Here is a 16,475-nt window from a genome sequence, read left to right as displayed (position 1 = left end):
AACACGCTACGCCGCCTTCACCAAGGGAAGTTCGTCCCAGTTGGTGGTGTAGCGGGGGCTGAGCATGTCGCGTTTCATGGACCAGTCCGGTCCGCCCTTGATTCCGGCATGCCCCAGTCCGATGGAGCCACGGCCGTACCGCTTGCTGACGCTCTCCAGCAGGGTGCCAATGCCCCGTTCCTCGTGCCGGTTCTCGAAGATTTCCAAGGGTTTCTGGTTGCCGCTGGGACGGAGGTCGGTGACCATAATCCCGGCTTTGGCGTAGCGCACACCTTCCTGGATTCTGGGTACCAGCGCGTGCGCGGCCCGGGTCAGCAACACCGGATCCGAGGTGGGCATGGGCAATATGACGTTCACTGTGGGGAAGGATTTATCGTTCGGGTTGTAGACGGACGTCGCTGCAAAGGCTGTCAGCAGTTTTGCCTGGAGATCATGCTTGGCCAACCTGGCACTTGCCATCTGCCCGTAGACGCTGAGTACCTGCCGCAGCTGGGCCGCCGTCGTAATCGGTGTGGAAAAGGAGCGGGAGAAGATCAATTGGTCCCGTCCGATCCGTTCCTCTTCCATGGGGATGCAAGGCGTGCCCTGCAGCTCCAGGACGGTGCGCATCATGACAATGGAGAACTTGTCCCGGAGGGCGACGGGATCCGCCCGAACCAGGTCCAGGATCGAGAAGATTCCCATTGCGTTCAGCCGCTTGGTGAGCCTGGTGGCCACGCCCCAGATCTCGATGACGGACAGCCGGGCCATGAGGGCTTCCCGCTGGGCTTCAGGAACCGAGTCCCAGCGGCACACGCCGTTGAAGGCGGGATTGTGCTTGGCCCATCTATTGGCCAGCTTGGCGAGGGTTTTGGTGCGTGCGATCCCGACGCATACCGGAACTCCCACGTGCCTGAAACAGGCAGCTTTGATGGTCCGTCCCAACTCCAGCAAATCCTCCGGCTGGCCCTGGACCCCCAGGAAGGCTTCGTCGATGGAGTAGACCTCCTGCCACGCCGAATAGCGCCGCAACAACTCCATGACCCGTGAGCTGATGTCTCCGTAAAGCTCGTAGTTGCTTGAGAGGGCAATGAGCCCCCATTCCTTGGCCCGTGGAGCCAGTTTGAACCAAGGTTCTCCCAACCCGATTCCAAGCCGCTTTGCCTCGGGCGACCTCGTGACAGCGCAGCCGTCGTTGTTGGAGAGGACGATCAGGGGCTTGCCTTCCAAGGCAGGATTGAAGGCCCGCTCCGCGGAGGCATAAAAGCAGTTGATATCCACGTGGGCGATCTCCTGCATCCGGTGCATGAGGGCTGGCTTGGACATCATTCTCCTTGGTGCGGCGCTAGCATGCGTGGCCTCATAATCGCGGGAGGACACGCGAGCTATTCGAAGATATATTCGAATAATTCAACTGTACTGCCACCCACCGACACGAAAACATCCCGCCCTTCAGACTGTGGAAAAGTCCGGAGGACGGGATGTCCGTGCAAGGTCCAGCGCGGCTAGGAACCGACGCTGGCGTCTTTCTTATGCACCAGGTAAATGGCTCCGGTGGTGACGTCCTCTTCAAGTGCCTCCAAGGTGCGCCCGCGGGTTTCAGGAACCTGCGTATAGATGAAGATGAGGGCCAGGATGCCCACCACGCCGAAAAGGAAGAACGTGCCTGTAATGCCTACTCCAGCCACCAGCGTGGGGAAGAACAGGCCCAGCAGCGCATTGGCAATCCAGAGACAGAACACGGACAGGCCGATGGCGAACCCGCGGACGTGCAGCGGGAAGATCTCTGACAACATGACCCAGACGGCGATGTTCAAGAACGTTTGCATGGACCCGACGAACGCCACCACCAGGAAGAGGATCACGAACGGACGGGCAGCGTTTCCAACAGGAAGCACAATCGAGGCGATACCGATCAGGAAGTGGCAGACGGTGGTCAGAGTGAAACCCAGCAGCAGGGTGGTACGTCGATTGACGCGCTGCATGAGTGTCAGGGCAATCACGCCACCAACCACCGCAATCACGCCGGGTGCGATGTTGGCAATGAGGGCGGCATTTGAGTCGAAGCCGGCTTCCACCAGCACCGACTGGCCGTAGTACATGATCGAGTTGATGCCTGTCAGCTGCTGTGCCACACCCAAGCCAATGCCTACCAGGATGATGCGCAGGATCCACTTGTCCTTAAGGGCACCCCAGGATGTCGCCTTGGAAGCTCGCTCCTCGTCGGCAAGGTGCTTTACATCGGCCATCTCAGCCTCGGCGCGCTCAACGGAGCGAATGGTCTTCAGGACCACCAACGCTTCTTCCCAGCGCCCCTTCGAAATGAGCCAGCGCGGCGATTCAGGCATCCGCAGCATACCGAAGAACAGGGCAATGGCGGGCAGCGCTGCGACCGCGAGCATAATCCGCCAGACGCCACCGAACTCTCCCCAGAGATTGCCGATGATGGCGTTGACCACGAACGCCGCGAGCTGGCCGATGACGATCATAAGCTCGTTGCGACCCGCCAGGGAACCGCGGATTTCGTAGGGCGCCAACTCGGCAAGGAAGACGGGAACCACCGTGGAGGCTCCGCCAACAGCCAGGCCGAGAATGACCCGCCCGAGAACCATGACTTCAAAGCTCGGCGCGAAGACGCAGGCAAGGGTTCCGGCAAGGAACAACACGGCCAGCAGGATGATGGTCTTCCGGCGGCCCCAGGAATCCGAAAGCCGACCGCCGCCCACCGCTCCGGCAGCGGCACCGAAGAGCAAGGAGCTGGTAACGATGCCCTCCGTTATCGGCGTGAGGCCAAGGTCGGCCGTCATTGGCCGCAGGGCGCCGTTGATGACACCAGTGTCGTAGCCGAACAGCAGGCCACCGAAGGTTGCAACCAGGGCGACGAGGCCCAGGCGCTTCCGGTGGGGACCGTTGGTCAGCGGAGGAAGAGCGACGCCATGGGCGCCTTCCCGCTGCGTTTGCGTAGCAGACATCAGGACTCCTTTGTCAGTGTGGTGCGAGTCATAATTACCCGCTCTGAATTTAGACTAACGCGCGAAAGGCTTAAATGTAAGGTCAAACTAACAAATGGCAAATTTTGCCCGTCTCCGCCATGGGAGGATGGAGGGCATGGCCCCCGACCGCCGACTCCGCCCCGCCACACAAAGTGATGTCGCCCGCGAGGTGGGCGTCTCCAGAACCCTCGTGTCTTTCGCCTTCCGCGGAGCACCCGGGGTCAGCGGCGAAACCAAGGAAGCAATCTTCGAGGCCGCCAGGCGTCTGGGATACCGGCCGAACGCAGTAGCCGCCGACCTGGCACGCAAGCACCGCTCCGCCGTCGGGCTGTACTTGATGGACATCCGTAACGAGGTCTACGCCGACATTCTCAGCGGCGTCCGCATGGCACTGCCCCAGGATGGCAACCGCCTGATCCTCAGCGTTTCCCGGTCGGTGGACGGCGTCGATGGAGGCGCACTGGAGTCCCTGATCGAGGCTCGAGTGGGCATCATCATCGCCGCGACCCTCCTGGACCCGGACGAGCGCGTGCTTGAGCTGGCACAGATCGTGCCGCTGGTGAGCGTCACCCGGCCGGTGGCGGGCGTGGACAGCGTCTACTCGGACGATGTCGCCGGGGCGAGAGCCGCCACCGAGCACCTGCTCAGCCTGGGGCACCGGCGGGTGGCGCACCTGGCCGGGCCGATTTACGACGGACACATAGCCCGCAGGCAGAGTTACGAAAAGACCATGCGCGACGCCGGACTGAAGCCCCAAACGCTGGCTGCCGACGACTTCACGCAGGAGGCGGGGCAGCGGGCCGCGACCCTTCTCCTGACGCAGGCCGAGCGTCCAACGGCAATTTTCACGCACAACGACCAACTGGCACTGGGCGCCCGGGAGGCCGCCTACGGCCTCGGCCTGGCCATCCCGGGCGACCTGTCCCTGGTGGGCTATGACAATTCCAGGACCGCAAAACTGCACGGCATCGACCTCACATCCGTGGACCTCCATGCCATCGCCCTGGGCCAAGCAGCGGGAACAATAGCGTTGGAGCGGCTCAATGATCCCGAAGCACCTGTCGCAGACAAAAGGCTCACACCGGAATTGGTAGTCCGCGACTCGACAGCGCCGCCGGCACCCTAGATGTGATGGAGGCACGTGGTGGCAACGCCCCAGATGGTCAGCTCGGACAAGGCTGGCACCCGAATGTCCGGATACTTTGGATTCTCCGCCTGAAGGATGACCCCTGAGGGTGTGACGCGGAGCCTTTTGATGGTCAGCTCGCCATCAAGGACGGCCACGACGACGGATCCATCCTTGGGCTCCAGCGCCCGGTTGACGATCAACTCGTCGCCGTCGCTGATACCCGCGCCTTCCATCGATTGCCCCGTCACCCTCACCACGAAAGTGCTGGTCACATCCTTGATCAAGTGCTCATTGAGGTCGATCCTGCCGTCAAAATAATCCTGGGCGGGCGACGGGTACCCCGCCGACACCGGAATGGGAGCCAGCAGTACCGACATCAAGGAAAAGCCCGCATCTATCACGCGGGGGCCGACTATCACGCCCACAACACACCTTTATTCGAATATATGTTCGATACTTGAGTGTACAGCGAATGACGGACATTGTTGCCGCGACGTGTACCTGGGTTTCGAAGAGGTGTTCATGCCTTTCCGAACAGCGAGGCCTGCGATGGCCAGCACCTGTGCTATCAAACGCCGCAGCACCCCGTGACCGGAAGGCTATGGAGTGGCTCTGCTGCGCGGCTCCGCTCAGCGAAGGACGCGGTACCGCACGTGGGTGACCAGCCCGGTGCCACTCACTTCCACAGGCTCAAGCGTCACGTCCCCCACGCCGTCCAGCAGCCGCTCACCGCCACCGAGAATCATGGGTGAGATGTGAAGCCGCAGCTCGTCGATCAGCCCCGCCGCGAGAAATTGGCGCGCCGTCTGCGCTCCACCTGCGATGGCAACATCTTTGCCGCCGGCGGAATCCCGTGCGCGGTCCAGTGCAGCTTCGACTCCGTCCGTGACGAAATGGAAAGTTGTGCCGCCCTGCATCTCCAGCGGCTCACGTTCGTGATGAGTGAGGACGTAAACCGGTGCGTGATAGGGCGGTTCTTCTCCCCACCATCCACGCCAATCGGCATCCCAAGGGCCGGGGCCAGGGCCCGCGAACATGTTCCGGCCCATGATGAACGCACCTGCGGCGAGGATCCCTTCGATCTCTGCGGCGTTGGTTTCCCGTTCCTCGAACTGCCAGCGGTGCAAGCTTTCGCCGCGCTCGCCCAGCGGCTGCTCGAGGGACTGGTTGGGACCGGCAACGAACCCGTCCAGGGAAACCGTCAGATCGCAGGTGACTTGGCTCATGCGCCCATCCTGCCACCGTCGTCCCTGGCCGCATAGGAACCATTGCTTGGGAAGGTTCAATCGCCGAAGGTTCAATCGCCGGGGTCGAGCACCACATCCGCAACGCTTCGGCCCTATGCGCGGGATAGGACGAGTCCTACGCTGAACCTGTTCACATCCGCGAAGAGAGGGCGGCCATGGCACGGGATCCAAAACCCACGTTGGAGCAACTGAACATCCTCATCGGCGAGTGGGAAACGTCCATCCCGGGATTGGAAGCCCCCGGCCGGACCACCTTCGAATGGCTGGAAAACGGAGGCTTCCTCATCCAGCGTTCCACTGTCCAACGGCCGGAGTACCCCAACGCGGTGAGCATCATCGGCGCCACCGGCTCGGACGGTGCTTTCCAGCAGCATTATTTCGATTCCCGCGGCGTCGCACGGATCTACGACATGACGCTCAAGGACAACGAGTGGACCCTGTTCCGGGACGGACCGGACTGGCCCCAGCGCTTCGTTGGCCGTTTCAGCGCCGACGGCAACACCATCAACGCCCGGCTGGAACGGGGAACCTACCCTGGCGGCCCCTTGGAACACGACTTTGACATGGTGTACACCCGGATCAGCGCGCCCTGAGACTGCGGGTGCTTACCCCACCTCATTTACAGATCCCCTGCCCGGTGGGAACATAAGGCCCATAGTCCGCGGAGGCATCGCCCGGCCAAGCCCGGTACCCTCTGCAGCAGCTATGTTGTCAGCTCTCCTCTGAGAGGAACGGCCATGGGTCGTCTGGGGACCGGGAACAGTGGGGATGCAGGTTTTGAACCCGCTTCTGATCCGCCACGCCGCAGCTCGACCGGCATCGAAAAGGTTGATGCTGTGGTGGTGGGTTCCGGCTTCGGCGGTTCGGTAGCGGCCCTTCGCCTGGCAGAGGCCGGCCAGTCCGTGGTCCTGATGGAGCGCGGCAAGCCGTACCCGCCCGGCAGTTTCGCGCGTACCCCGTCGGAGATGGGCAGAAACTTTTGGGACCCGGACCGCGGTTTGTACGGGCTCTTCGACGCATGGACCTTCCGCGGCACCGAAGGCCTCGTTTCCAGCGGCCTCGGCGGCGGCTCGCTGATCTACGCCAACGTGCTGCTGCGCAAGGACGAGAAGTGGTTCGTCAACGAGTCACCCATTCCCGGCGGTGGCTACGAGAACTGGCCGTTCACCCGCGCGGACCTGGACCCCTACTACGACGCCGCCGAGGCCATGCTCCAACCGGTTCCGTACCCGTACAAGGACACGGCCAAGACCATGGCCATGGAGAAATCCGCCGCCAACCTTGGGCTCTCCATCACCCGGCCGCCCATCGCCGTGACGTTCTCGGCCACGCCAAACACAGAACCGCGTACCAACCAGGCGCTCCCGTTGCCCAGTTACGGCAGCATCCATGGCCCCACCACGGTCAGGACCACGTGCACGCTCAGCGGCGAATGCGACATCGGCTGCAACGCAGGCGCCAAAAACACCCTGGACCATAACTACGTGTCCGCGGCGGCGTTCAAGGGTGCGGATGTCCGAACCTTCCACGATGTCCGCGGCCTCCGGCCACTGGACGGCGGAGGCTACGAAGTCCGCTACGTGGTCCACCATCCTGACCTGCAAGGCGAGCTCCTCACCGAACGCATCATCCATTGCCGCAGGCTCATCCTCGGTGCGGGCACGTTCGGCACCAACTTCCTCCTGCTCCGCAACCGTGGTTCCCTTCCCGCGCTCAGCGACGCCCTGGGAACCCGCTTCAGCGGCAACGGCGACCTCCTGACGTTCATCATGGGCGCCAAGACTCCCCCGGCCAACGGCTCGCGGCCGGGCGTGCGCACCCTCGCCGGGAGTAAGGGGCCGGTGATCACCACTGCCATCAGGGTTCCGGATTCGAACGACGACGACGGCGATGGTCGAGGCTACTACGTAGAGGACGCCGGGTATCCGGCCTTCATGAACTGGCTCATCGAAACGGCCCAGCTGGGAACCACCATCAAGCGCACTGCCAAGGTGGCAGGGCAGCTTTTCAAGGACAGGCTGTTCGACGCCGGCCGGTCCAACGTCTCCGCCGACCTCGCCGCTGCCTTGGGCGACGGCCGCTTGTCTTCCAGTTCCGTCCCATTGCTCGGGATGGGCCGGGACATTCCCGACGGCGTCATGACCCTACGCGACGGCAGGCTCGCCATCGCCTGGACCATGGCCACGTCCAAGGAGTACTTCGGCCGCGTCCGCGAAACGATGGAGTCGATCTCCAAGGACCTGGACGGCGACTTCATCGACAATCCGCTGTGGTGGGCAAAGCGTGTCATCACGGTCCATCCCATCGGCGGCGCGCCCTCCGGGCGACATCCTGGCGAGGCGGTCTGCGATTCCTACGGCGAGGTCTTCGGCTATCCCGGCCTGTTCGTGGTCGACGGCGCCGCGATGCCCGGGCCGGTTGGCGCCAACCCGTCCCTGACCATTGCAGCGTTTGCGGAGCGCACCTGCGCGCACATTCTGGAGGAGGCCCACCACGCCAGCCCCGAGGGAATCAGCACCAGGGGAATCAGTCCCCGCGATGCGGTGACAGTTGAGCAGGAGGCTGCTGGCGCCGTCGTCGACGTCGGTGCATCAGCTCCGCGCGCCCTGGCGCCGGACGCGACCAAAGGTAAGGGCGCGCAGGAGGAGCAGCCTGCGAGCGCCGTGGTTGATGCACCGACGCAGCGCGGCCGAGGTCTGGGGATGCCGGCCATAGCAACGAAGGACCCCACCTCGGTTCGCTTCACCGAGCAGATGCACGGTTGGTTCAGTCCTGGCGTCACCGACCCGGAGAAAGGGCGCAGCCTGGGCCGGGACCGGTCGCGGAAGGTCATGTTCGAGCTGACCATCACTGCGGAGGACATCGACGCTTTTGCCGCGGATCCGAGCCACCCTGCCACGGCGGAAGGCTACGTGCTGGCGGATTACTTCGGAGGACGGATGCCGGTGGAACGGGGATGGTTCAACCTGTTCGTCACGGATACCTCCAGCGACGGCAGGCCGGCAAGGCGCATGCTGTACCGCTTGTGGCTGCGGGACCCGGGCGGGACGCCGTTCACGTTCACGGGCCACAAGCTCATCCACAACGAGGCCGGCTTTGACCTGTGGCCGGACACCACCACACTGTACGCGACCATCCTGCGGGGACACGTGCCGCCCCCGGAAAAGGCCCTTGCAACGGCCGATTCAACGCCCGATTCAGCGCAGACACAACAGCAGGACGGGGTAGTCGGCGCCGGGATCCTCCACATCCGGCCGCTCGACTTCGCCAAGCAGCTAACCACGTTCCGCGCAGAAGGACCCGCCCCTGCAGCGGGTCTGGTGACCTTCGGCAGACTGTTCGGGGGCGAGCTGTGGCAGGTTTACGGACGGGCCCTCAAGCGCGTCCCGTTCCCGCTCAAGCCGAAGCGATGAAAACCCGGGAGCTCGCGGAACACCACGCTGTCCTGGGTTTCACTCCCCAGGCGGCGGTCCGCTGGCTCTCACCGAGGTCGTTGGCCAGGACGGCGTTGAAGGTGATGGCAGCCACCGTGTTCGCCGATTTTGGTGACAAGCGTGAGCTGGAGGGCAGCTTCCCTTCGGATCCCCTGAGTCTGGACAAGCTGCCTGTCCCGGGCCAACCGGCGCAACCGGTGGTGAGCAGCCGCGGTCTTCCACGTCCCGGAGAACTGGAGGGGCACGCCCCTGTAACTCCCACCGAGTTGTGGCTCGATTTCACGGCTGACCTCGGCGACGGCTTTGACGCCACCTACACTATGGCCTCGTTGCTGGCTGAGGAGTCGCTCACCGTTGAAGGACACAGACTCCCCCGTGGCAAGGTACTGGTCCTCGGAGGCGACGAGGTCTACCCGGTAGCCTCTCCGGCTGCGTACGAGGATCGGATGGCGGGTCCGTACCGGATGGCGTTGCCGGCGCGTTCGCTGCGCCCCGACGAACAACCCATCATGCTGGCCCTCCCCGGCAACCACGACTGGTACGACGGACTGACCTCGTTCATCCGGATGTTCACGCGGCAACGGAGCATCGGGGGGTGGCGGACCATCCAGACGCGCAGCTACTTCGCCGTACGGCTGACGGGCCAGTCGCCGGGGAACGGCCGGACAGGCACGCCCGGCTGGTGGCTGGTAGGCCTCGACAGCCAACTGGGCCAATACATCGACGAGCCACAACTGGACTACTTCTACCGGAACGTCACCTTGCTGCTACAGCCCGGCGACGCGATCATCCTCTGCGTCGCCGCTCCCTTCTGGGTCAAGGGCAGCAAGGAATTCAGCCAGGTCAACTTCTTCGAGCAGGACTACCTCCGCCGTCGCTTCGACCCCCACACGCAGCTGTTCGAAGACACCGGCGCCACCGTCCGACTCTGGCTCACCGGCGACCTCCACCACTACTCCCGGTACTCGCAGCCAAGCCAGCCAGGCCAGCAACCGCAGGCAGCACCCAGTCCGGGCAGCACCCAGCTGATCACCTGCGGACTGGGCGGCGCCTACCTGTCGGAAACGCACTGGCTCCCGAAAGACATCACCCTTCCCGCCCACGCCGCAGCTCCGGGGGCTACCTCGAGCAACCACAAAAAGCCCACCGACACAGCCCGGCACATCACCCGCATGCCCACCACGTTCCCCGGCCAAAGTGACTCCCGGCTGCTCGGCCCCCAGCTGGCCAACCCCTTCTCGCAGTATTGGTTGCCTGTGCGCAACCCTGGGATAGGGGTATCGCTCGGCGTCGTGCACGTCATCGCGGCCCTCACTCTGTGGACGGTCTCCAGTGCCTTCCGCGGGGAGCCGTTCGTGGACAGCCTGCGCAGCGTGCGGACAGGGAATACCCTCTTGCTCCTGGGCGCCCTGCTCCTCGCCATGCCCGTTCTGCTCGCCCTGCTGGCGATCATCACCCGGGTTCTCGGGCTGGCCACGGCAGGACTCGTCGTGTTCATGCGCGGCCTGCTCTACCAACTGTCCGCGCTCGCGGTGAGTGCCGCCGTCGTGATTCTGGTTCCCTGGCCGGACGGCTGGCCCGGCGTCGTGGTCCTGCTCCTGGCGCTTGCGCTGGTGTATCTGGGCGGGTGGGCGCTTGGCAGTGAGGCTTTTGCCCTGTTCATCCTGGCTACGCCCACGGGCGAGGTGTCGTCGTGGAAAATGTCCGGGCAAGCCATCGAGGACCACAAGGGCTTCCTCCGCATGCACCTCGGCTCCGACGGCGACCTCACGGTGTACCCGCTGATGGTGGACACGGTCTGCCGCGACTGGCGGCTGGCGAAGAACGACGACGGCGCGCGGCTGGTTCCGGAAGCCGGCCTGCCCGCCATGCGGCTGCTTGAAGAACCCATCACCATCGCACGGAAAGGCACCACACCATGATCATCACCCGTGCCGAGCACCGGACCGAGGTCATCCCGATCCGTGCCCGGGACAACACACCACTGAGCCTGGTCCACGTCACGTCACCCCTGGAGCCCACCAAAGGACCGGTGATACTGGTCCATGGCTCCGGCGTCAGGGCTGAGCTGTTCCGGCCCCCCGTCCGGACCACGATCGTCGATGTCCTCCTGGAGGACGGGTGGGACGTGTGGATGCTGAACTGGCGCGCCTCCATCGACCTCGATCCCCTGTCCTGGACGCTCGCGGACGCCGCCGTGTACGACCATCCCGCCGCCGTCGAACACGTCCTGAACGCTACGGACGCGGAGACCATGAAAGCCGTGATCCACTGCCAGGGATCCACGTCGTTCACCATGTCCGCCGTCGCCGGACTGCTTCCCCAAGTGGACACCATCGTGTCCAACGCGGTGTCCCTGCACCCGGTGGTGCCCGCGTTCTCACGCCTCAAAATCGACTACCTGACACCCGTGGTGAAAGCCTTCACCCCCTACCTGTCGCCCTCGTGGGGCTACAAGTCGCAGGGCTACTTCACCCGTGCCATCCGAGGGCTGGTGAAAGCCACCCACCACGAGTGCGACAACACCGTCTGCAAAATGGTCAGTTTCACCTATGGCAGCGGTCGGCCGGCCCTGTGGTCCCACGAAAACCTCGACGACGCCACTCACCAATGGCTCAGCGGCGAGTTCGCGGAGGTGCCGGTGACGTTCTTCGAGGAGATGGGCCGCAGCATCAAAGCCGGACACATGGTGGCCGCCGGCGACCATCCGGAACTACCGGACAACTTTGTAGCCGATGCTCCGCAGACCGATGCCCGGTTCGCCTTTATCGCCGGCCTCGACAACCGGTGTTTCCTTCCCGAAAGCCAGCAACGAACCTACGAGTTCTTCCAGCAACACCGCCCCGGCAAAGACTCGCTGCACCTCATTCCCGGTTACGGCCACCTGGACGTCTTCTTTGGCGACCACGCGTGGCAGGACACCTTCCCGGTCATTGTGCAGGAGCTCAACGGAACCCAAAAAACCGCCACCGACCAGGAGCTGCACTCATGAAAACCCTCACCGAGCTGGTCACCCCCCTACTCAAGCTCATCCCCTCGCCGGTTCCGCGGAGACAGGAACGGCTCCGCGGGCAGCATGCGCTGGCGGACGGGATCAAGTACGTAATGCCCGTCAATTCCGACGATTCCCCTGTACTGATGGCCGCTTTCCCCATCAACAAACGCGCCGCTGCGGCGGCATTGCCCGGATCCGAGATGCGGCCGTTCAGCTTGGGCGGCAAGGGACTGCTGGTGGTCACGGTGGTCAACTACAAATCCACGGACATTGGCAAGTACATCGAATACTCCCTGGCCATCGCCATCACCCACGGCAGCAGGCCAGCCCCACCCATCCTGCCGCTGATATTCCAGAAGACCTTCAAACTCGGCCAGTTCGTGGTGGACCTGCCCGTCAGTTCGGAAATCTCCGTCAAAGGCGGCAAGGGCATCTGGGGCATGCCCAAACACCAAGCCAACCTCGACTTCGTGGTTACGGACTCCACAGTGTCCGCGCAATACGACAAGGACGGTGAGCTGGGCTGCTACATCGAAATCGAACGGCCGGAACCCCTCGCGCTCCCCCTCAAGCTCGCCGCGTCCAACTACTGCGTCTTCCGGAACATGCTCTGGAAATCGGACATTTACTTCGAAGCCACCGGGGACATCGCCCTCGGAGCACAGGCGAAGGCTCGCCTCATCCTGGGTGACGCACCCGGCGTCGAACCTTTGAAGAAACTGCAGGTCGAAGACAAACCGGTGTTCACTGCCTGGCTGCCACAGGCGCACGGCGTGCTGGACGACCACTACGAGGCCTGGTTCCTCACGGCTCCGTCGGAAGCCGAGGCCGGGGCCCTCAGGGGCGGGGACATGCTGGACAGCGTCGTCAGTCTGGGGCAGGGGCAGGAATGGCTCGCCCCACCGGACCGTAGCCGCGTGCCGGGGGCCGCCACAGCCACTGGCCACGCTTCCGGGGGTGCCCAATGAACTGGCTGCTCCTGATCAACGCCCTCTATTTCCTGTTCGGTGCCACCATGTACGTGGGCACCATGTGGGTCCTCAAGTTCTTCCTCTACCCCACTTGGGAATCCTTGGCGCGCGACAACGTGGACATGCACTTCGGCATCCCCACCCGGGCGGCCACCAAATTCTTCACCATCGTGGTGCCCATCATGTTTATCTCCGGCGGCATTCTGGTGTGGTCCGAATGGGGCACCGTCCGAGTCATCCCCGCCATCATCTGCCTGGTGGGAATCATCGTGCTCACCTGGGTGGGCCAAGGCATCATCATCCCCATCAACGTCCGGATCCGTGGCGGTGACTTCGCCGACGACACCGAACTCCGTTCCCTGCTGAAGCGATGGATGATGCTCAACGACATCCGCTTCTACGTCTCCACCCTGACCTGGGCAGCCATGGTGTGGCTACTGGTGGACCGCGGGCGCCTCTTGGAGTCCTTCGCATGACCGCCCAGCAGCCAGCCCAACCGGGTCATCCAGCACGCTCACGGAAAACACACCCTCCCGGAACCGTGGCGTGGGCCCTCGCCGACCCCCTCCGGGCCGTCCTCGCCGTTATCGCCATCATCACCGTCCTCACCGGTGCCGTACAGGTCCCTTTCGGCGGCCCGATCCTCCAGCTCCTCGGCGCCGAACCAACCCCCGAAACCCGCCAACTCTTCGGCACTGTGGGCATGTTCATGGTGGTGGTAGGCGGACTGCTCCTCCACACCCTCCTCAACGCCGTGCCCTCCCCCGAAGTAGTGCTGTGGTCCGGGGTACAGAAAACAGGGGCGTTCGGGGCAGTAGGGATAGGGGTCCTCAACGGCGTCTTCTCACCCCTGGCGTTGCTGGTCGCCTTCTTTGACCTCGCGACGGCGGTGCTCCTGTTCATCTACTGGCGTCGGATCAGCTCGGAGCCAGTCAGCACCGGGCTGGCCACAGGAAACACGCCGTGAAACGGTCCCTGGTCCTGGCCGGCGGTGGAATGCGCGTGGCGTGGCAGGCCGGTGTGATGAAAGCGCTCGCCGAGGAAGGCCTGGAATTTCACCACGTCGATGGCACGTCTGGCGGCATCCTCACGGCCGGGATGCTGCTTTCCGGGGTATCACCGGAGGAGATGTGCACGCGCTGGTCAGGCGTGAACGTCAAGGACTTCGGATCGGCCCTGCCCCTTGGCGACTACGTCAAGGGCCCGTGGGCACTCCCCGCGGTGGGCGATGCCGACGGCATCCTCGCCAAAGTCTTTCCCACCTTGGGAATTGACGACGCCACCATCCGTGCGCACGCGGCGGAACCTGACGCCGTCGAAGGCTCCTTCAACGTGGTGGAGTTCATCGGCAAGCAGTGCCACGCCATAGACGCCACCGGCATCGACGCTGAGTTGATGGCCGCTGGTATGTCGTTGCCTATTTTCCTCACGCCACTGCGCCGCCACGGAAAGATCTGGACGGACGCCGTCTGGGTACGCGACGCCAACGTTGCCGAAGCCCTGCGCCGCGGTGCCGATGAAGTGTGGCTGATCTGGTGCATCGGCAATTCCCCTTACTGGGGGGACGGACCGCTTGAGCAGTACGTGCACATGATCGAGATGAGTGCCATGGGTGCGTTGTTGGCGGACTTCGAGGCAGCCGCCGCTGCTGGGCGTGAGTTTGTGTTGCACGTGGTCCGGCCCGAGCATCCGCTTCCTTTGGATCCGGAGTTCTACCTGGGAAGGATCGACGCCGACACGCTGATTGGCATGGGCTACCGCGATGCCCGCGCGTATCTGGAATCAATGACTCCGGCCGGGGTCGCCAAGGATTCCGGCTGCACCGCCATGACAGAGCCCGCTCCCGGAGTTCGTTTCACCGACGTCCTGACCGGCGTCGTGGACGGTGAACCCCTGCGGTTCCGGGCCGCCGTCGTGATGCCTTCCGTACCCGGTCCTGAACTGCCGCAGGTCACCGGCTACCTTGAACACCCGCGCTTCGGCCGGGTGTTCCTGGCGAACGGCCAGGTGGAGGCCAACGGTGACGACGTCGCGTACCGTGCCAGGATCAAGCTCGACGGCGGGTGGCAGGACCTGACGGTGACGCGCACCTTGCGGGACGACCCCGGTCCGGATGCCTGGGCGGACTCAAGGATTGCACTGCTGAAGGCCGGTGATTTGTCTGCGGAACTCACTATGAGCCTGGCGGACGCCGCCGGACTCTTGGCTTCCATTGAGCCGGTGGGCGCCCACGGTTTCGTGGACAGGGCAGCGGCGGTGGCGGGCTTCGCTGGAAACGGGTTCCGCGAACTCCTGCGCCGTTACTGAATCCCCGGCCGGCTGTTGGTCCACCACAGTGTGACGCACGTTATTACCGGCGGGTAAACACCACGCTACGAAACAGCCAAAGATGGCAACAGCGGGGAAACACCCGCGAAAAACCGGCCCCCTACGCTAATGATCAACAGCACCAAACAGGTCATCAGCGAAAGGGCCCACCATGTCCGCCACCCCGTCCGCAGCTTCCTTCCACATCGTCATCGCAGGCGCAGGTCCCGCGGCTCAGGCTTTGGTTCGGCGGCTGGCTGGCACGTCCGGCTCGCGGCAACGGCCCTTCGATGGAAACATCACCGTGCTCAGCAACCGGGACGACTGCCCGGAGGCGCTCCTGGAACTTGCAGAACTCCCCCAGGTCTCCGTCCGCTTCGGCCAGGCAGCCAGCTTCATCGATGCCGACACCAAAATCGTCACCACCGTTGACGGCATGGAGTTCTCCTACGATCAGTTGGTCATCGCAACGGGTTCGGCTCCCGTCCTGCCCCCGGTAGCCGGCGCTGAATCCAGCCTGAGCTACTCCACCATCGACGACGCCGCGAACATCGGTGAAGCAGTCAAGGACGTCACCCGGCTGGTGGGCCGGCGGCCGCTGGGAATCCTCGTGGGCAACGGACCCGCGGCCGGCCAGGCAGAAGCCGTACTCCGCGCCCGTGGAGTACGCCCCGTCCGAACCACCCTCCGCCCCGCCGCAGTGATTCCTTTCGCTGCCACCGCCGGGATGCCCGCTTCCTCGCTGCCCGCCACCGGCATCCTGTTCGAGGATGGCAGCAGCATGAACGGCGACCTCGTGGTCATCGCCGAGGAACGCGCCGCGCGCAACGACCTTGCTGAGAGCGCCGGACTCTTGACAGCTCCCGATGGCGGCATCGCCGTCGGGCGCGACCTTGCCACTTCCGTTCCTGGGATCTGGGCCATTGGCGATGCCGCCTCCTGCGACGGACTCCGGTTGGGCCTGCTCCTCTCCGCGGAGTCCTCCGCAATGCTGTGTGCTTCGGGCATGCTGCTGGGGGCGACGAACAGGGACCAGCAGGTACCCATGGCGGCTTAGCTGCAGCTTGGCAGTGAGTCAGCAGGAACCCGTGCGCGACGAGTGTATTTGAGCGCCTAAGCACGGTGGCGCAGCCGTCGTCGTGCGTCTCGGGACGGTGTCGAACCTCGTGATGGTGTCGAGCCTCGTGATGGTGTCGCCTTGACGCCGCCAGCGGCGCCAGCGGTCGCCGTTGATGGTTCTCCTGACCGTAGGTGCCCCGGCAGGGGTGGTGCTTTTGACCGGTAGCTGTGGCCGGTGGGTGTGGTGATTTCGAGGGTGTGGGTGCCCGGTGTGTCTGCTGGGATGGTTTTGCTTCTCCAGCCGGGGGTTTCTTTGGTGTGGTTGCAGGCTTCGCAGAGCCCGGCGCCGTTGCTCAGGGTG

The 16,475-nt window shown here is 64.1% G+C and carries 14 protein-coding genes and 1 pseudogene; 10 read left to right on the top strand and 5 right to left on the bottom strand.

What is annotated here, in order from left to right; genetic code table 11:
• Positions 1-6: 6 nt before the first annotated feature.
• Positions 7-1,305, bottom strand: coding sequence for a Y-family DNA polymerase (locus FQP90_RS21935; protein WP_144653208.1), 1,299 nt, complete (start codon positions 1,303-1,305; stop codon positions 7-9).
• A 179-nt stretch (positions 1,306-1,484) separates the two neighbouring features.
• Positions 1,485-2,951, bottom strand: coding sequence for a sugar porter family MFS transporter (locus FQP90_RS21930; RefSeq protein WP_144653184.1), 1,467 nt, complete (start codon positions 2,949-2,951; stop codon positions 1,485-1,487).
• A gap of 136 nt (positions 2,952-3,087) precedes the next feature.
• Between FQP90_RS21930 and FQP90_RS21925 the strand changes: the two genes are divergently transcribed.
• Positions 3,088-4,098, top strand: a complete 1,011-nt coding sequence (locus tag FQP90_RS21925; protein ID WP_144653183.1) for a LacI family DNA-binding transcriptional regulator — start codon at positions 3,088-3,090, stop codon at positions 4,096-4,098.
• Here the strand turns inward: FQP90_RS21925 and FQP90_RS21920 are convergent.
• Both FQP90_RS21920 and FQP90_RS21915 read right to left on the bottom strand, forming a co-directional pair.
• On the bottom strand, positions 4,095-4,526 hold the full coding sequence (locus FQP90_RS21920) for a LexA family protein (protein ID WP_144653182.1): 432 nt from the start codon (positions 4,524-4,526) through the stop codon (positions 4,095-4,097). The genes FQP90_RS21925 and FQP90_RS21920 overlap by 4 nt on opposite strands.
• A gap of 204 nt (positions 4,527-4,730) precedes the next feature.
• On the bottom strand, positions 4,731-5,327 hold the full coding sequence (locus tag FQP90_RS21915) for a dihydrofolate reductase family protein (protein WP_144653181.1): 597 nt from the start codon (positions 5,325-5,327) through the stop codon (positions 4,731-4,733).
• A 176-nt stretch (positions 5,328-5,503) separates the two neighbouring features.
• Between FQP90_RS21915 and FQP90_RS21910 the strand changes: the two genes are divergently transcribed.
• The 9 genes from FQP90_RS21910 to FQP90_RS21870 all read left to right on the top strand — a co-directional run bounded on the left by FQP90_RS21910 (position 5,504) and on the right by FQP90_RS21870 (position 16,112).
• On the top strand, positions 5,504-5,941 hold the full coding sequence (locus FQP90_RS21910) for a hypothetical protein (RefSeq protein ID WP_144653180.1): 438 nt from the start codon (positions 5,504-5,506) through the stop codon (positions 5,939-5,941).
• Between the two features lie 144 nt (positions 5,942-6,085).
• On the top strand, positions 6,086-8,761 hold the full coding sequence (locus FQP90_RS21905; RefSeq protein ID WP_144653179.1) for a GMC oxidoreductase: 2,676 nt from the start codon (positions 6,086-6,088) through the stop codon (positions 8,759-8,761).
• Positions 8,758-10,704: a hypothetical protein gene (locus tag FQP90_RS21900; protein ID WP_144653178.1), complete on the top strand. Its 1,947-nt coding sequence runs from the start codon at positions 8,758-8,760 to the stop codon at positions 10,702-10,704. The genes FQP90_RS21905 and FQP90_RS21900 overlap by 4 nt, the downstream gene beginning before the upstream one ends.
• Positions 10,701-11,774, top strand: coding sequence for an alpha/beta hydrolase (locus FQP90_RS21895; protein ID WP_144653177.1), 1,074 nt, complete (start codon positions 10,701-10,703; stop codon positions 11,772-11,774). The genes FQP90_RS21900 and FQP90_RS21895 overlap by 4 nt, the downstream gene beginning before the upstream one ends.
• A complete protein-coding gene (locus FQP90_RS21890) occupies positions 11,771-12,745 on the top strand; it encodes an acetoacetate decarboxylase family protein (protein ID WP_144653176.1) in 975 nt (324 codons plus the stop codon). The genes FQP90_RS21895 and FQP90_RS21890 overlap by 4 nt, the downstream gene beginning before the upstream one ends.
• Positions 12,742-13,224 (top strand): DUF1772 domain-containing protein, encoded by a 483-nt coding sequence (locus tag FQP90_RS21885; protein WP_144653175.1) that lies wholly within the window; start codon positions 12,742-12,744, stop codon positions 13,222-13,224. The genes FQP90_RS21890 and FQP90_RS21885 overlap by 4 nt, the downstream gene beginning before the upstream one ends.
• Positions 13,221-13,715, top strand: coding sequence for a hypothetical protein (locus tag FQP90_RS21880; protein ID WP_244296934.1), 495 nt, complete (start codon positions 13,221-13,223; stop codon positions 13,713-13,715). The genes FQP90_RS21885 and FQP90_RS21880 overlap by 4 nt, the downstream gene beginning before the upstream one ends.
• On the top strand, positions 13,712-15,055 hold the full coding sequence (locus FQP90_RS21875) for a patatin-like phospholipase family protein (RefSeq protein ID WP_144653174.1): 1,344 nt from the start codon (positions 13,712-13,714) through the stop codon (positions 15,053-15,055). Before FQP90_RS21880 ends, FQP90_RS21875 begins: the two co-directional genes overlap by 4 nt.
• A 172-nt stretch (positions 15,056-15,227) precedes the next feature.
• A complete protein-coding gene (locus FQP90_RS21870; protein WP_144653173.1) occupies positions 15,228-16,112 on the top strand; it encodes an FAD-dependent oxidoreductase in 885 nt (294 codons plus the stop codon).
• Between the two features lie 56 nt (positions 16,113-16,168).
• On the opposite strand, the pseudogene FQP90_RS23705 reads toward FQP90_RS21870, so the two are convergent.
• Positions 16,169-16,475 (bottom strand): annotated as a pseudogene (locus FQP90_RS23705) (hypothetical protein); the annotation flags it as partial.

Origin of the sequence: Paenarthrobacter nitroguajacolicus (genome assembly GCF_007786235.1) — a bacterium.
In the GTDB taxonomy this organism is placed as follows: Bacteria; Actinomycetota; Actinomycetes; order Actinomycetales; family Micrococcaceae; genus Arthrobacter; species Arthrobacter nitroguajacolicus_A.
Note: the sequence above shows the minus strand (reverse complement) of the source record. Positions and strands in the feature narration are given on the sequence as shown.